General features: G+C 60.8%; 14 protein-coding genes and 1 pseudogene. 10 read left to right on the top strand and 5 right to left on the bottom strand.

Annotation, left to right across the window (positions count from 1 at the left end; translation table 11 throughout):
- Positions 1–172: 172 nt before the first annotated feature.
- The 8 genes from iolG to iolB are packed head-to-tail and all read left to right on the top strand — an operon-like array spanning position 173 to position 9557.
- Positions 173–1159, top strand: a complete 987-nt coding sequence (iolG, locus tag IM282_RS10935; RefSeq protein ID WP_045351544.1) for an inositol 2-dehydrogenase — start codon at positions 173–175, stop codon at positions 1157–1159.
- A 31-nt stretch (positions 1160–1190) separates the two neighbouring features.
- Positions 1191–2120 (top strand): substrate-binding domain-containing protein, encoded by a 930-nt coding sequence (locus IM282_RS10930; RefSeq protein WP_192970398.1) that lies wholly within the window; start codon positions 1191–1193, stop codon positions 2118–2120.
- Positions 2121–2174: 54 nt separating this feature from the next.
- Positions 2175–3722, top strand: a complete 1548-nt coding sequence (locus IM282_RS10925) for a sugar ABC transporter ATP-binding protein (protein ID WP_021241823.1) — start codon at positions 2175–2177, stop codon at positions 3720–3722.
- Between the two features lie 11 nt (positions 3723–3733).
- Positions 3734–4762, top strand: coding sequence for an ABC transporter permease (locus IM282_RS10920; protein WP_008502116.1), 1029 nt, complete (start codon positions 3734–3736; stop codon positions 4760–4762).
- Positions 4763–4770: 8 nt separating this feature from the next.
- On the top strand, positions 4771–5904 hold the full coding sequence (locus IM282_RS10915; protein WP_192970397.1) for a Gfo/Idh/MocA family protein: 1134 nt from the start codon (positions 4771–4773) through the stop codon (positions 5902–5904).
- A 12-nt stretch (positions 5905–5916) separates the two neighbouring features.
- Positions 5917–7821, top strand: coding sequence for a 5-dehydro-2-deoxygluconokinase (gene iolC / locus IM282_RS10910; protein WP_192970396.1), 1905 nt, complete (start codon positions 5917–5919; stop codon positions 7819–7821).
- A gap of 11 nt (positions 7822–7832) precedes the next feature.
- Entirely contained in the window at positions 7833–8723 is an 891-nt protein-coding gene (gene iolE, locus IM282_RS10905) for a myo-inosose-2 dehydratase (protein ID WP_192970395.1), read from the top strand.
- A gap of 9 nt (positions 8724–8732) precedes the next feature.
- Positions 8733–9557: a 5-deoxy-glucuronate isomerase gene (iolB, locus tag IM282_RS10900; protein WP_163347881.1), complete on the top strand. Its 825-nt coding sequence runs from the start codon at positions 8733–8735 to the stop codon at positions 9555–9557.
- On the opposite strand, the gene IM282_RS10895 is transcribed toward iolB, so the two are convergent.
- On the bottom strand, positions 9523–10737 hold the full coding sequence (locus tag IM282_RS10895; protein WP_163347880.1) for an MFS transporter: 1215 nt from the start codon (positions 10735–10737) through the stop codon (positions 9523–9525). The two genes, iolB and IM282_RS10895, sit on opposite strands and share 35 nt — an antisense overlap.
- Positions 10738–10853: 116 nt before the next feature.
- On the opposite strand from IM282_RS10895, the gene IM282_RS10890 reads away from it, so the two are divergent.
- Entirely contained in the window at positions 10854–11297 is a 444-nt protein-coding gene (locus tag IM282_RS10890; RefSeq protein WP_163347878.1) for a helix-turn-helix domain-containing protein, read from the top strand.
- A 13-nt stretch (positions 11298–11310) separates the two neighbouring features.
- Here IM282_RS10890 and IM282_RS22020 read toward each other — a convergent pair.
- The 3 genes and pseudogenes from IM282_RS22020 to IM282_RS10875 all read right to left on the bottom strand — a co-directional run.
- Positions 11311–11502 (bottom strand): annotated as a pseudogene (locus IM282_RS22020) (hypothetical protein); the annotation flags it as partial.
- A 90-nt stretch (positions 11503–11592) separates the two neighbouring features.
- Positions 11593–12060 (bottom strand): DUF6130 family protein, encoded by a 468-nt coding sequence (locus IM282_RS10880; protein WP_163347876.1) that lies wholly within the window; start codon positions 12058–12060, stop codon positions 11593–11595.
- 51 nt (positions 12061–12111) lie between these two features.
- Positions 12112–13341 (bottom strand): MFS transporter, encoded by a 1230-nt coding sequence (locus IM282_RS10875; RefSeq protein ID WP_192970394.1) that lies wholly within the window; start codon positions 13339–13341, stop codon positions 12112–12114.
- Between the two features lie 97 nt (positions 13342–13438).
- On the opposite strand from IM282_RS10875, the gene IM282_RS10870 reads away from it, so the two are divergent.
- Complete coding sequence (locus IM282_RS10870; protein ID WP_023300684.1) at positions 13439–14329, top strand: LysR family transcriptional regulator; 891 nt, start codon at positions 13439–13441, stop codon at positions 14327–14329.
- On the opposite strand, the gene IM282_RS10865 is transcribed toward IM282_RS10870, so the two are convergent.
- The gene (locus IM282_RS10865; RefSeq protein ID WP_017383512.1) at positions 14326–14496 is read right to left on the bottom strand and encodes a YfgG family protein; all 171 of its coding nucleotides are present in this window, start codon (positions 14494–14496) and stop codon (positions 14326–14328) included. The genes IM282_RS10870 and IM282_RS10865 overlap by 4 nt on opposite strands.
- Between the last annotated feature and the right edge of the window lie 343 nt (positions 14497–14839).

The raw sequence follows: 14839 nt of genomic DNA, 5'->3' as shown, positions 1-14839 counted from the left end.
GGGGAGGTGTCATCCCTTTCATGTTGTGAGATTGATAACAAAAATTATCTCATACATCTCAAAAGTGTTAACTCGCACTCAAAAACATAATTTTCACTATTTATAAAAATGAAATAAATGTTTTATTTATAGAGTCGTTAGTTCACAGCATTCACCAATACCGGGAGCCGTTATGTTTAACATTGCTTTACTGGGCGCTGGCCGAATTGGCCAGGTACATGCAGCTAACATCGCCAGCCACGGCGCGACCACGCTCTGGTCCGTAGTTGACCCGAATCAGGAATTTGCCACCCGTCTCGCCACGCAGTATCAGGCCCGCCAGCAGAGCCTGGATGAAGCGATGACCGACCCCAACGTTCACGCCGTGCTGATCGCCTCCGCCACCGATACCCACGCGGACCTGATTGAAATGGCCGCCCGCCACGGCAAGGCCATCTTCTGCGAAAAGCCGGTACACCTCGACCTCGCCCGCGTGCGCGACTGCCTGAAGGTGGTCAAAGAGTACGACGTGCCTCTGTTCATCGGCTTTAACCGCCGCTTTGACCCGCAGTTCCGCCGCGTGAAAACCGACGCGCAGGCCGGGCGCATCGGCAAACCGGAATCGCTGCTGATCGTTTCCCGCGACCCGTCTCCACCGCCTGCGGAGTACGTGCGCGTCTCCGGCGGCATGTTCCGCGATATGACCATTCACGATTTTGACATGGCGCGCTTCATCATGGGTGAAGAGCCGGTGTCGGTGTATGCCCAGGGCAGCAACCTGGTGGATCCGGCGATTGGCGAGGCAGGCGACATCGATACCGCGTTTATCGTCCTGAAATACGCTTCCGGCGCGATGGCGACCATCGTCAACAGCCGCCGCTCCTCGTATGGCTACGACCAGCGCCTGGAGCTGCACGGCTCCGAAGGGCTGCTGTGCGCGGGCAACATTCTGGAAAACCAGGTGCAGCACTACGGCAAACAGGGCTGCACCAGCGCGCTGCCGGAACACTTCTTCCTGCAGCGCTACAAATCCGCTTACGCCGCGGAATGGGAACACTTTGTTGCGGTCCTGCGCGGCGAAGCGGTGCCTGACTGCAGCGGCGATGATGGTGAACGTGCGCTGTACCTCGCGGATAAAGCGCTGGAGTCACTGCGCAGCCAGCGCGAGATCGTCCTCTAAACACAACCACCCTACACAGAGAGACATAATAATGAAAAAACTGATCGTAGCCGCCCTCATCGCCATGACGTCCGGGGCCGCCCTCGCCGAAAACGAGCAAATTGTGTTCAGTACGCCAAACCTGGCCATGCCGTTTGAGGTTCACATGCAGCGCACGGCGGTAAAAGCCGCAAAAGAGATGGGCGTGAAGCTTCAGGTACTGGACGGGCAGGGCAGTTCACCGAAGCAGGTGGCTGACCTGGAAAACGCCATCACCCGCGGGGCGCAGGGCTTTATCGTCTCCCCGAACGACGTGAACGCGGTCTCCAGCGCGGTGGATGAAATTCAGGATGCGAAGCTGCCGGTGGTCACCCTTGATCGCTCCGTCGACAGCCAGAAAAAAGTGCCGCACTTCGGGGCCAACAACTACAAGGGCGGCCAGGCGATTGGCGACTTCGTCAAAACCAAATTCCCCGACGGGGCGGAAATCATTCTGCTGACCGGCCAGCCGGGCTCCTCCTCCAACATCGAACGCACCAAAGGGATCCGCGACAGCCTGAAGGCGGGCGGGGATAAGTACAAGATCGTCGCCGATCAGACCGGCAACTGGATGCGTTCAGAAGGGATGCGCATCGTTGAAAGCGTCCTGCCGTCACTGCCGAAACGCCCGCAGGTGATCCTCTCCGCCAACGACGATATGGCGCTGGGGGCGATTGAAGCCCTGCAAAGCCAGGGCGTGAAGCCGGGCGAAATCCTGGTGACCGGCTTTGATGCGGTACCGGAAGCGCTGGCCCGCGTGCGTGAGGGCTGGCTGGCGGTGACCGCCGATCAGCGTCCGGGCTTTGCGGTGCAGACGGCGATGAGCCAACTGGTGGCCAGCGTGCGCGAGAAGAAAGCCATCACCGGCGCGGACTACCCGCCAACGCTTATCACCAAAGAGAACCTGCAGCAGGCTGAGCGCATCGGCGAGGCCGGTAACTGATCTATCCGCAGCCGCCGCGCGAGCGGCGGCGCACTCTAAAGGAGGAGCAGACCGATGTCGCAACCCTTACTGAAAGTGACCGACCTGGCAAAAAGCTTTTCCGGCGTCTGGGCGCTGAGCAGCGCTCAACTGACCGTCGGCGCGGGCGAGATCCACGCTCTGCTGGGAGAAAACGGGGCGGGTAAATCCACGCTGCTGAAGGCGCTCGCGGGGGCGCAGCCGCAAACCCGCGGAGAGATCTGGTTCAACGGCGAAACGCTGCCGGTGGACGACTCCCCGGTGGAACGGCAGAACAAGGGCATTATCACCATTTATCAGGAATTCAACCTGCTGCCCAACATGACCGTCGCGGAAAACATGTTTCTCGGGCGCGAGCCGCGTAAACGTAATCTGATCGTCGACGAAAAGGCGGTCAATCAGGAGGCGCAGGTCATTCTCGACTATCTGCAACTGAACGTTGCACCGACCACCCCGGTCGCCCGCCTGAGCGTGGCCCAGCAGCAGATGGTGGAGATCGCCCGGGCGCTGACCCTCAACGCCAGGCTCATCATTATGGACGAACCCTCCGCCGCGCTGAGCGACAGCGAGGTCGAAAGCCTGCACCGCGTGGTGCGCGAGCTTAAAAACCGTGGCGTGAGCATTATTTACGTTACCCACCGTCTGCACGAGGTTTTCCAGCTCTGCGACCGCTTCACCGTTTTCCAGGACGGCCGCTTCACTGGCACCGGCGCGGTGGCGGAGACCAACGTCGAACAGCTGATCCGCCTGATGGTCGGGCGCGACGTGGCCTTTAATCGCCGTCCCGCCAGCGAAACGCATCATGAGGACAAACCCGTCCGCCTGGCGGTGAAGGGGCTGAGCCGCGAAAAGCCGCCGCTGGATCCGCACGGCATCGCCCTGCACGACATCAGCTTCCACGTCCACGCCGGGGAGGTCTTAGGCATTGCCGGACTGGTGGGCGCCGGGCGCACCGAGGTGGCCCGCTGCCTGTTTGGCGCAGACGCGTTTACCTCGGGCAGCTTTGAGCTGGACGGCGTGCCCTACCAGCCGCGCGACCCGCTGTATGCCCTCGACCAGGGCGTGGCGCTGGTGCCGGAAGACCGCAAAAAAGAGGGGGCGGTGCTGGGGCTGTCCATTCGCGACAACCTGTCGCTCTCCTGCCTCTCCTCGCTGCTGCAGTGGCGCTGGTTCGTGAATACCCGCAAAGAGGACGATCTGATCGAGTCCTACCGCAAGGCGCTGCAGATCAAAATGGTCAACAGCGCGCAGGAGGTGCGCAAGCTCTCCGGTGGTAACCAGCAGAAGGTGATCCTCGCGCGCTGCATGGCGCTCAACCCGCGGGTGCTGATCGTCGACGAGCCGACGCGCGGCATCGACGTGGGGACCAAATCAGAAGTGCACCAGGTGCTGTTTGACATGGCGAAAAAGGGCGTGGCGGTGATCGTGATCTCCTCCGATCTGCCTGAAGTGATGGCGGTGTCAGACCGGATCATCACCCTGAGCGAAGGGCGAGTGACCGGCGAGATCCACGGCGACGACGCTAACGAAGAACGGCTGATGACGATGATGGCCATCAACCACAACGCCCTGAACGCGGCATAACGGAGTTACTCATGACGCAGATGATTTCTAAAACGCAGGCCCCGGTCAAACGCGCCGGACGCATCGATCCCATCGCCTTCTTCGAGCGCTTCGGGGTGCTGATTTTCATGATCCTGCTGCTGATCTTCTTCCAGTCGCAGAACAGCAACTTTTTCTCTGAACGCAATATTTTCAACATCCTGACCGAGGTCTCCATCTACGGGATCATGGCCGTGGGGATGACCTTCGTCATCCTGACCGCCGGGATCGACCTCTCCGTCGGCTCCATTCTGGCGGTGTGCGCCATGACCGCGGCGTACGTGATCAAGGGCGACAACTTTACCACCGTTGACCCGAACGCCTGGGGCGGCATGAGCTGGCTGATTGGGCTGGGGATTTGTCTGGCGATGGGGACGGCGATTGGCTTCCTGCACGGTCTGGGCGTGACCCGCCTGCGCCTGCCGCCGTTCATCGTCACCCTCGGTGGGATGACCATCTGGCGCGGCCTGACGCTGGTGATCAACGACGGCGCGCCGATCGCCGGTTTCGATCAGGGCTACCGCTGGTGGGGGCGCGGGGAGCTGCTCGGCATCTCCATTCCGATCTGGATCTTCGCCATCGTCGCCCTCGGCGGCTATCTGGCGCTGCATAAAACCCGCTGGGGCCGCTTCGTCTACGCCATCGGCGGTAACCCGGAGGCGGCGCGCCTGGCGGGGGTCAACGTCAAGCGCGTGCTGGTCAGCGTCTACGTGCTGATCGGCTGCCTGGCGGGGCTGGCGGGCTTCATTCTGAGCGCGCGTCTGGGGAGCGCCGAGGCGGTGGCCGGGATCTCCTTTGAGCTGCGCGTCATCGCCTCGGTGGTGATTGGCGGCACCTCGCTGATGGGCGGCTACGGGCGCATCGGCGGCACCATTATCGGCTCCATCATCATGGGTATTCTGATTAACGGCCTGGTGCTGATGAACGTCTCGGCCTACTACCAGCAGATTATCACCGGGTTAATTATCGTTCTGGCGGTGGCGTTCGATACCTACGCCAAGAGCCGTCGCGGCGCACTGTGAGGATCACGATGAAAGAGGTTCGTATTGGATTGATTGGCACCGGGTATATCGGCAAGGCGCACGCTATCGCCTATGCCCAAGCCCCGACGGTGTTCAACCTGCGCGGCAGGCTGGTGCGCGAGATGGTGGCGGAAGTCACGCCGGAGCTGGCGGCAGAGCGCGCGCAGGCATTTGGCTTCAACCGCTCCACCGGAGACTGGCGGGCGCTGGTGGCCGACCCGGCCATTGATGTGGTGGATATTTGTTCACCTAACCACCTGCATAAAGAGATGGCGCTGGAGGCGATCCGCCACGGCAAGCACGTTTACTCGGAGAAGCCGCTGGCGCTGAACGCCCACGACGCGCGCGAAATGGTCGACGCCGCGAAGCGGGCCGGGGTGAAAACCCTGGTGGGGTTCAACTACATGAAGAACCCGACGGCGCAGCTGGCGAAGGAGATTATCGCCCGCGGCGAGATTGGCGAGGTGATCCACTTTTACGGCACTCACAACGAAGACTATATGGCCGACCCGCTGTCGCCCATTCACTGGCACTGCTTTAAAGAGACCGCCGGGCTGGGCGCGCTGGGCGACCTCGCGGCGCATATCGTCAATATGGCCCAGTACCTGGTGGGGGAGATTGAGCAGGTTTGCGGCGACCTGAAAGTTGTGGTCCCGGAACGTCCGGCGAAGGCCGGATCGTCGGACATGGTTGCCGTCGAAAACGAGGATCAGGCCCAAGCGATGGTGCGCTTCGCGGGCGGGGCGCAGGGGGTCATTGAAACCTCCCGCGTCGCCTGCGGCCGCAAGATGGGGCTGTCGTACGTCATCACCGGGACGAAAGGCGCCATCAGCTTCACCCAGGAGCGCATGGCGGAGCTGAAGCTCTATCTGCATGACGATCCGGTCAACCGTCAGGGGTTCCGCACGCTGCTCGTTGGCCCGTCACACCCGGACTACGCCGCGTTCTGCATGGGCGCGGGCCACGGGATCGGCTTTAACGATCAAAAAACGGTGGAGGTGCGTGATCTGGTGGACGGCATTGCCGCCGACGCCCCGATGTGGCCGGACTTCGAAGAGGGCTGGAGGGTTTCGCGCGTGCTGGACGCCATCGCACTCTCGCACCGGCAGGGCCGCTGGCTGAACGTGAACGACATTGTCTGAAGAGGTATCAACGTGGAAAAGCAGTTTGATGTGATATGCATGGGCCGCGTGGCGGTAGATCTCTACAGCCAGCAGATTGGCGCCCGTCTGGAGGATGCGTCGAGCTTCGCCAAATACCTCGGCGGCTCGTCCGGCAACGTGGCGTACGGTACCGCGCGTCAGGGTTTACGTTCGTCGATGCTGGCGCGCGTCGGCGATGAACATATGGGCCGCTTCCTGCGGGAAGAGTTAAGCCAGGTGGGCTGCGACACCAGCCATCTGATTACCGATAAAGACCGCCTCACGGCGCTGGTGTTACTCGGCATTAAAGACCGGGACACCTTTCCTCTGATTTTTTATCGCGATAACTGCGCGGATATGGCGATTACCGCCAGCGATGTGGACGAAAGCTACATTGCCTCCGCCCGTTGTCTTGCCATCACCGGGACGCATCTTTCTCACCCGCGGACCCGCGAGGCGGTGCTGACGGCGCTGGGCTATGCCCGCCGTCACGGCGTGCGCACGGTGCTGGACATCGATTATCGTCCGGTGCTGTGGGGGCTGACCTCCCTGGGCGACGGCGAAACGCGCTTTATTGCCGCCGATCAGGTCACCCGCGAGCTGCAGGAGGTGCTACACCACTTCGACGTCATTGTCGGCACCGAGGAAGAGTTCCATATTGCGGGCGGCAGCACGGATACCTTACAGGCGCTGGAACGGGTGCGCGACGTGAGTCAGGCCACGCTGGTCTACAAGCGCGGCGCGCTCGGCTGCTCGGTCTATACCGGCACCATTCCGCCACGGCTGGACGACGGCCTGACGGTGACCGGCGTGCGCGTGGAGGTGCTCAACGTCCTCGGCGCGGGGGACGCGTTTATGTCCGGCCTGCTGCGCGGCTACCTGAACGATGAGGGCTGGGAGCAGGCGTGCCGCTACGCCAACGCCTGCGGCGCGCTGGTGGTCTCGCGCCACGGCTGCGCCCCGGCGATGCCGAGCAAAATCGAGCTGGATGACTATCTATCCCGCGTCGTGAATGTGCCGCGCCCGGATCTCGACCCGCGTCTCAACCATCTCCACCGGGTCACTACCCGCCGCCGCGAGTGGCCGGAGCTGTGCGTGATGGCGTTCGACCATCGCAGCCAGCTTGAGGATATGGCTATACAGTGCGGCGCGTCGCTCGGGCGCATTCCGACCCTGAAGCAGCTGATCCTGCAGGCCAGCCGCGAGGCGGCGAGCCGCGCCGGGCTGGAGGGCAAAGCCGGTCTGCTGTGCGACGGCACCTTTGGTCAGGACGCGCTCAACGCCATTACCGGTGAAGGGTGGTGGATCGGGCGGCCCATTGAGCTGCCGGGCTCGCGGCCGCTGGAAATGGAGCACGGCAATATCGGCACCCAGCTTATCAGCTGGCCGCAGGAGCATGTGGTGAAGTGCCTGGTCTTTTTCCATCCGGAAGATGCCCACGGCCTGCGCCTGGAGCAGGAGCAGAAAATCGCCGAGGTGTACCACGCCTGCTGCCGGTCCGGGCACGAGCTGCTGCTGGAGGTGATCCTGCCCGCGACCATGCCGCGCAGCGACGAGCTCTACCTGCGCGCCATCTCCCGCTTCTACAACCTGGGCATTTATCCGGACTGGTGGAAGCTGCCGCCGCTCTCGGCCGATGGATGGACGTCGCTCGGCGAAATTATCGAACGCCGGGACCCGCACTGCCGCGGAGTGGTGATCCTCGGGCTGGACGCGCCGGCCGAACAGCTGCGCGCCGGGTTTAACGCGGCCGCGGGGCACGATCTGGTGAAGGGGTTTGCCGTGGGGCGCACGCTGTTCGGCGATGCTTCCCGCGCATGGCTGAAGCACGATATCGACGATGCGCAGCTGGTGGCGCGCATCCGGGACAACTACCTGCAGCTTATCGCCTGGTGGCGCGAGCGCGGGCACGCATAATGGAGACGACAATGAGTGTACAACTGGGCATCAACCCGCTGACGTGGACGAACGACGATCTGCCTTCGCTCGGCGCGGAGACGCCGCTGGAGACCTGCCTGAGCGAAGGCAAAGAGGCCGGTTTTGCCGGCTTCGAACTGGGCAATAAGTTCCCGCGCGAAGCGCGCCTGCTTGGCCCCATTCTACAGCGCCACGACCTGCAGCTGGTCTCCGGCTGGTACTCCGGCCGCCTGCTGGAGCGCAGCGTGGAGGAGGAGATTGCCGCCGTGCAGCCGCACCTGACGCTGCTGCGCGAGCTGGGGGCGAAGGTGCTGGTCTTTGCGGAGGTGAGCGGCTGCATTCACGGCGAGCAGCAGACGCCGGTGCACCTGCGCCCGCGCTTCCCAAAGGATCGCTGGAAGGAGTACGGCGAGAAGCTCACCGAATTTGCGCGCTATACGCAGCAGCAGGGGGTGCAGATTGCCTACCATCACCATATGGGCACGGTGATTGAGTCCGCCGACGACGTGGACAACCTGATGATCCACACCGGCGAAGAGGTGGGACTGCTGCTGGATACCGGGCATCTGACCTTTGCCGGGGCCGATCCGCTGGCGGTGGCGCAGCGCTGGGCATCGCGCATCAACCACGTCCACTGCAAAGACGTGCGCGCCGACGTGCTGGCGGACGTCAAAAACCGCAAAACCAGTTTCCTCGACGCGGTGCTGAGCGGCGTGTTTACCGTGCCAGGCGACGGCTGCGTGGATTATCCGCCGATTATGCGGTTGCTGAAGGCGCAGGACTATCACGGCTGGCTGGTGGTGGAGGCCGAGCAGGATCCGGCGATTGCCCATCCGCTGACCTACGCCCGTCTGGGGTATAACAACCTAAGCTGCCTGGCGCATGACGCCGGGCTTATCTGAGGATATGACATGTCACGTCTGCTATCACGCTGGCAACAGCCGAACGCTGAGGGCCGCACCCAGTCCGTGACGCCCCAAAGCGCGGGGTGGGGATATGTTGGCTTTGAGGCCTATGAACTTCAGGAGGGGCAGCAACTGACGCTGCCCGCGGTCAGCGAAGAGCGCTGTCTGGTGCTGGTGGCCGGGCGCGCCTCCATCAGCACGCCATCCGCACGGTTTAACGACATCGGGGAGCGGATGAGCCCGTTCGAGCGCATCAAGCCGTGGGCGGTTTACGTCACCCCGCAGGAGGTGGTGCATGTGAAGGCGCTGACGAAGCTCGAGCTGGCGGTCTGCGCCGCTCCCGGCAAAGGCACGTACCCTACGCGGCTGATTGCTCCGCAGGATATCGACGGTGAGGCGCGCGGCAAGGGCCACAACCAGCGCTACGTGCATAACATTCTGCCGGAAGATAAGTCCGCCGACAGCCTGCTGGTGGTGGAGGTCTGGACCAACGAAGGCTGCACCAGCTCGTACCCGAGCCACAAGCACGACACGGATAACCCGCCCCAGGAGACGTATCTGGAGGAGACCTATTACCATCGCCTCAACCCGGAACAGGGGTTCTGCATGCAGCGCGTTTACACTGACGACAGAACGCTGGATGAGTGTATGGCGGTCTATAACCGTGACGTGGTCATGGTGCCGAAGGGCTACCACCCGGTTGCGACGATGGCCGGGTATGACAGCTATTACCTCAACGTGATGGCCGGGCCGGTGCGCAAATGGATGTTCACCTGGGAAGATGATCACGCGTGGATTAATCGCGATTATCCTGCAGAGAGGGGTGGCTAGCGCGGGTTAGCCACCAGAACATCAGCGCCAGCAGGCTGACCGAGGCACCAAGCAGGCAGACGCCCGGCCAGCCGGCAAAGGCATACATCATCGTCGTGCCGAGCGCCCCGAGCCCGCTACCGACGGCATAAAACAGCATATAAAGCCCGACCAGCCGGCTGTGCGCCTCGGGGCGGGTGCGAAAAATCATGCTTTGACTGGTGACGTGCAGCGCCTGTCCCCCCAAATCGAGCAGGATGATGCCGATAAGCAGGATCCCGAGTGAACGGTCCATCAGCGACAATGGCCACCATGCCAACAGCAAAATCACTAGCGCCGCCGCGCTGGTGCGTTGGGCATAGCCCCGATCTGCCCAGCGTCCTGCCCGGCCAGCCGCCAGCGCCCCCACTGCGCCTGCGAGTCCAAAAGCGCCAATCGCCGTATGCGAGAAGCTAAAGGGCGGGGCGCTCAGCGGCAGCACCAGCGCGCTCCAGAAAATGTTGAACGATGCAAACATCAGCAGCGCCAGCACGCCGCGTATCTGCAGCACCTTTTCCTGTCTCAACAGCGTCAGCATCGAACCTATAAGGCGCGGGTAGCTCATCGTGGCAGTGACGGCTGGCAGGATGGGGAGCCTCCACCACAGCGGTAACGCAATGATGAGCATCAGCGCGGCGGCACACAGGTAGACGCCGCGCCAGCCCGCGATATCGCTAATGCCGCCAGCAAAGACGCGCGCGAGCAGCAGCCCCATGAACACGCCGCCCTGTGCCGCGCCGACAACGCGGCCTTGCTCATGCGGAGACGCCGCGCTGGCGGCGTAGGCGATCAGCCCTTGCGTCATTGCCGTACCCAGCATGCCGGTCGCAAGCATACCGGCCAATAGTGCTGAGGTGTTTTGCGCCAGACCGACCGAGGCCAGAGCGACCACCAGAGCAACAAGTTGAAGTGCCATCAAGCGTCGGCGATCCACTTTATCGCCCAGGGGAACGACAAAAAGCAGGGCTAGCGCGCAGCCAATCTGCGTCGCGGTCACCACGCCACCCACCGCCGCATGGCTGATACCGAAGTCGCTCGCCAGCGCATCAAGCAGGGGCTGTGCGTAATAGACGTTTGCCACGCTTAAACCGCTGGCGATGGCGAACAGCCAGACCATGCCGCGCGGCATGACGGCTGAAAGAGGGGCCAATGTCAGTGACATATTTACTGTTCCTCGCCTGAATCAATCTGGTTTTAAAATGAAACTGGTTGAATGCTAGGCTATGTGGTTTTAAAATGCAACCAGTTGCGATCTGGACTTTGCGAGGAAAAGACGAGATGTCCCAAAAGATGGTTAAAGAGGAATATTGTCCCGTTGCACGCAGCGTCGAGGCGATCGGGGATCGCTGGTCGCTGCTTATCGTGCGTAATGCCTTTGACGGCATGACGCGCTTCGGGGATTTTCAGCGAAGCCTCGGGGTGGCGCGCAACATCCTTTCTGACCGGCTTCGCAAGCTGGTAGATGCGGACATCCTGACGTTACAGGGGGCATCAGACGGCACGGCGTATCAGGAATATGTGCTGACCGATAAAGGTGAGAGTCTTTTCCCCGTGGTCGTGGCGCTGCGTCAGTGGGGAGAACAGCATCTGTTTTCGCAGGGCGAGCGCCACTCGCTGCTGGTCGACAGGCGAACGGGCAAGCCGGTTGCCTTTATGGCGCCAGCGGCGCAGGACGGCACTGCGCTGCTGCATGGGGATACGGAAGTGCAGAAAGTCGAATGAGCTGCCGCGGTCGTCAATTGCTCCTGACCGCCTGCTTAATCGTACGGGCGATGGCCTCCGGCTGGCTCACCATCGACACGTTGCTGGCCGCCACCTCGGTGGTTTTTGCGCGGATCGCCTTCGCCATCGCGCGCTCCTGCGCCGGGAAGCTTCCTGCCAGATCCGCCGTCGACTGGCCGGCGTCCGGCGCGAACGCCGCCACGTAACGACGCTGGTTTTACTCTCCGCTAAGGGCTGGCGGAAAGCGCCAGCAGGCCCGCTGTCACTACATACAGTGCTTTCATCTTAAGCGTCCTTAAAAATGGTGAACCGCCGCGTGGGGCGGTACGGTGAATTCAACGGTTTTATGGTCGATGGGCTTATGCGTCGGGTCGGCAACGATGATGGTTACCTTGTGTTTCCCGGCGGGCAGCCCGACCAGGCTCACCGGCTCGCCGCTGGTATCAGCCCAGTGCCAGGGCGCGTCATCCACCACTACGTGAATATGGCCGATACGCGGAGTGACTTTCAGCGCGTCGGGTCCAAATACAGGTTCAATGCGCAGGTTTTCGACGCGGTACTGAATAAAGACCGCACCTTTACTCAGCGGTCCCGCCAGCGGTGGGTCGACGATCAGTTTTGCTGGCGGCTGGGGTTTTTCCTGCGGCGCTAGGGCGGCCGGGCCATTAACATCAGCGGCGCTCAGGCCATCCAACGGTGCGGCCAGTGCGCCAGCAAAGGACGTCAGCGCAAATACAGGAAGCAGGAAATATCGACGAATCATCTGTGGCTCTCCTCATCAGTTTATTATGGCGAGGGACACAGAAGACCATTTTTATGTATCGGGGATGTTTGCTTTTGCGGGCGTTTTGTACCGGTTTGTCAGCGTAGCGCTCGGGATACAGTGCGATACAGTTTGTTTGCCTGGGCTGCGCACGAGCGCCACTGCGAACCCCGCAATGACCAGCGTCAGTCCTGCGGAAACCCACATTCCGCCTGTTATACCCAGCGACTTATTCAGCCACGCATACGCAAACGGAGAGGCGGCTGCCATCAGTTGGCCTGGAATAAGCAGCAGCCCGGTGCGGCTGGCATAGCGCTCTGTACTAAACAGTTCCAGGGGTAGCGTCGCTTTGACGATAGTCATCAGCCCGTTAATGGCACCAAAGCCGAACACAAATCCGGCGGCACACCAGGCCAGCATGTCGCTGCTCAGTCCGATGAGAAAACAAAGCGGCATGGCGAGCGCAGTGAAAAGCGTCAGTTTTAGCGGAGTGATGCGCGCCCCTGCCAGCACCTCCATAAGGCGCGCACCGGTCTGCCCCATTCCCCACAGCATGCCGACGGCGACCGGCAGGCCGAAGCTGGCGATAAATTCGGGAAGGTGGGTAGAGGTGCCGTTAGAGACGAAGGTGATGAGAGCAATGAAGGTTGCATAAAGCCAGCCGTTACGCCTGTCATGAGGGGAGACCTGCGTACATGCTTTGGGCTTGACCGTAAAGCGCTGGCGCGGGAAGCGCCGAAGAAGCAGGGCACTGAGCAGACCGAACAGGGCGTAGATCTTCAGCGCATCCTGCCAACCCATCACGTTCAGTAAGGCGTCTCCCAGCGGCCAAAAGACAGCGGACGCCAGCCCGCCCGCCAGGGTGACACGAGAGATTGTCCTGCGTGCCTGCGGTCCGTATAGGTTCACAAGAGCAGAGAAAAGCGCATCATACAGCGACAGGCGCATCCCGATGCCGGTCAGCAACCAGGCGCCATACCAGCCTGAAAGTGTGGGCGTAAAGGCCATTGACAGACAGCTTACGGCGATCAGCAAGGTCCCGCTCATTACCACCCTTTGTCCACCAAAACGCGCCAGCAGAGGAGCGACAAACGGCGAGACAATAGCCATAACCAGCATGGCCAGCGTCAGGCCGAGATAGATTTCGGGGGACGACCAGCTTCGGTCTGCTGTAATGGCATGAGCAAAGGTTCCCGGCATGTAAAAGGAGATCCCCCAGTTAATGAGCTGATTACATCCCGCAGTGAGCGCAAGACGGCGAGGAAGTGCAGGTGTTTCCATTATTTTTCATTCCGTTAGGCAGTTGTCCCGAGCATACAGGGCGCGGTATTGTGCTGGCAGAGCCGTATCCTTATTCACCGTATAAGAGAAACTTTGCATGACGACGCTCAATCTGGGACACCTCGCCACTTTTCGTCTGGTCGTTCAACGCGGCAGCTTTTCTGCGGCAGCAGATGTAATGGGTATTTCCCAGCCCGCCGTCAGCCTGCAAATACGCCAGCTAGAGCAGTTTCTTCAGACGCGGCTGATCGAACGTACGGGGCGTGGAATCAAAGCCACTGCTGCCGGTGAGGCGCTACGGGTGCACGGTGAACGTCTTGAACTGGCGGTTGAGGAGACAATTCGTTCGGTTAGCGCGTTCAATCAGGAAGTGAGCGGCACCATCACGCTCGGCACGGGCGCGACGGCCTGTATTCATCTGCTTCCAGCGCTGTTGCAGCAGCTTCGTGAGGAGTATCCCCTGTTACGGATCGGAGTGACGACGGGAAATACGCCGGATATCGTCAGGGCGATTGAGGAGAATCGGCTGGATATGGGGCTGGTCACGCTACCGGCGAGCGGTCGTACGTTGGCGATTATGCACGCGATGGAGGAAGAGTTTGTCTGGATTAGCGCGCAGGTTCAGCTGGAAGAAGGGGAGCAGTTTACGCCAGACTCTTTATACGCTCAGCCGCTCATTGCGTTTGAGTCGGGCAGCGGTACGCGAACGTTGATTGACGGCTGGTTTGAAGCCCGCGGACTAGCCGTCTCACCGGTTATGCAGCTTGGCAGTATTGAGGCCATCAAACGCATGGTACGTGCAGGGCTGGGCTACAGTATTGTGCCGCGAATGGCGGTAGAGCATGCCGACGACCGGGAGGGATTACGCGTTCAATCGTTAACGCCCGTTCTGCGCCGGCAACTGGCGATAGTGATGCGTCAGGATAAGATCCTCAGCAAAGGGATGACGGTGATTATTCGGCTGTTACAGCGTGAACATGGACGTTAGCGCTCGGGCGAATCCACTACGAGGCCTGATTGCTGCGACTGAATTTTGTCCTGATGGTGATACCAGGCGCCAATGGAGGAATAAACAAAGCGGCCAAAGAAAAACAGGAAACTGATGAGCAGTATGATGCGGGTCATCCGGGTGTTAAATCGATGTCGTTTTCGCATACGCGTAGCCTGACTCACTTTCTTTTCCTGAGTATACCCTTTTGGGCGATACGGCTATTAAGGCACAGCCGCAAGACGGGGTCAATTCAGCGAAATGTAAAATACCGTCAATGCTTACATTAATTTATGTTATTAAAAACAACGCTTTTATTTATCGCATTGATAATTACAGGAAAAATATTCAAATAAAACGTAAGAAATGTTTATTCAGATAAATTAATTTGATTTAGGTCAACGGCATCTCGTCGTTGATATTTAAAATCCCACCTCCACTGTGCTTGCCAGGAATTTTCCGGGCATCGTGTACGTCAGGTTGGATGCCTGTCTTCATTTACCCTCTGGA

Origin of the sequence: Enterobacter cloacae complex sp. P29RS (assembly GCF_014893445.1) — a bacterium.
GTDB lineage: Bacteria > Pseudomonadota > Gammaproteobacteria > Enterobacterales > Enterobacteriaceae > Enterobacter > Enterobacter intestinihominis.
The sequence above is the reverse complement of the archived record's forward strand: the minus strand, read 5'-3'. Positions and strand labels throughout refer to the sequence as shown.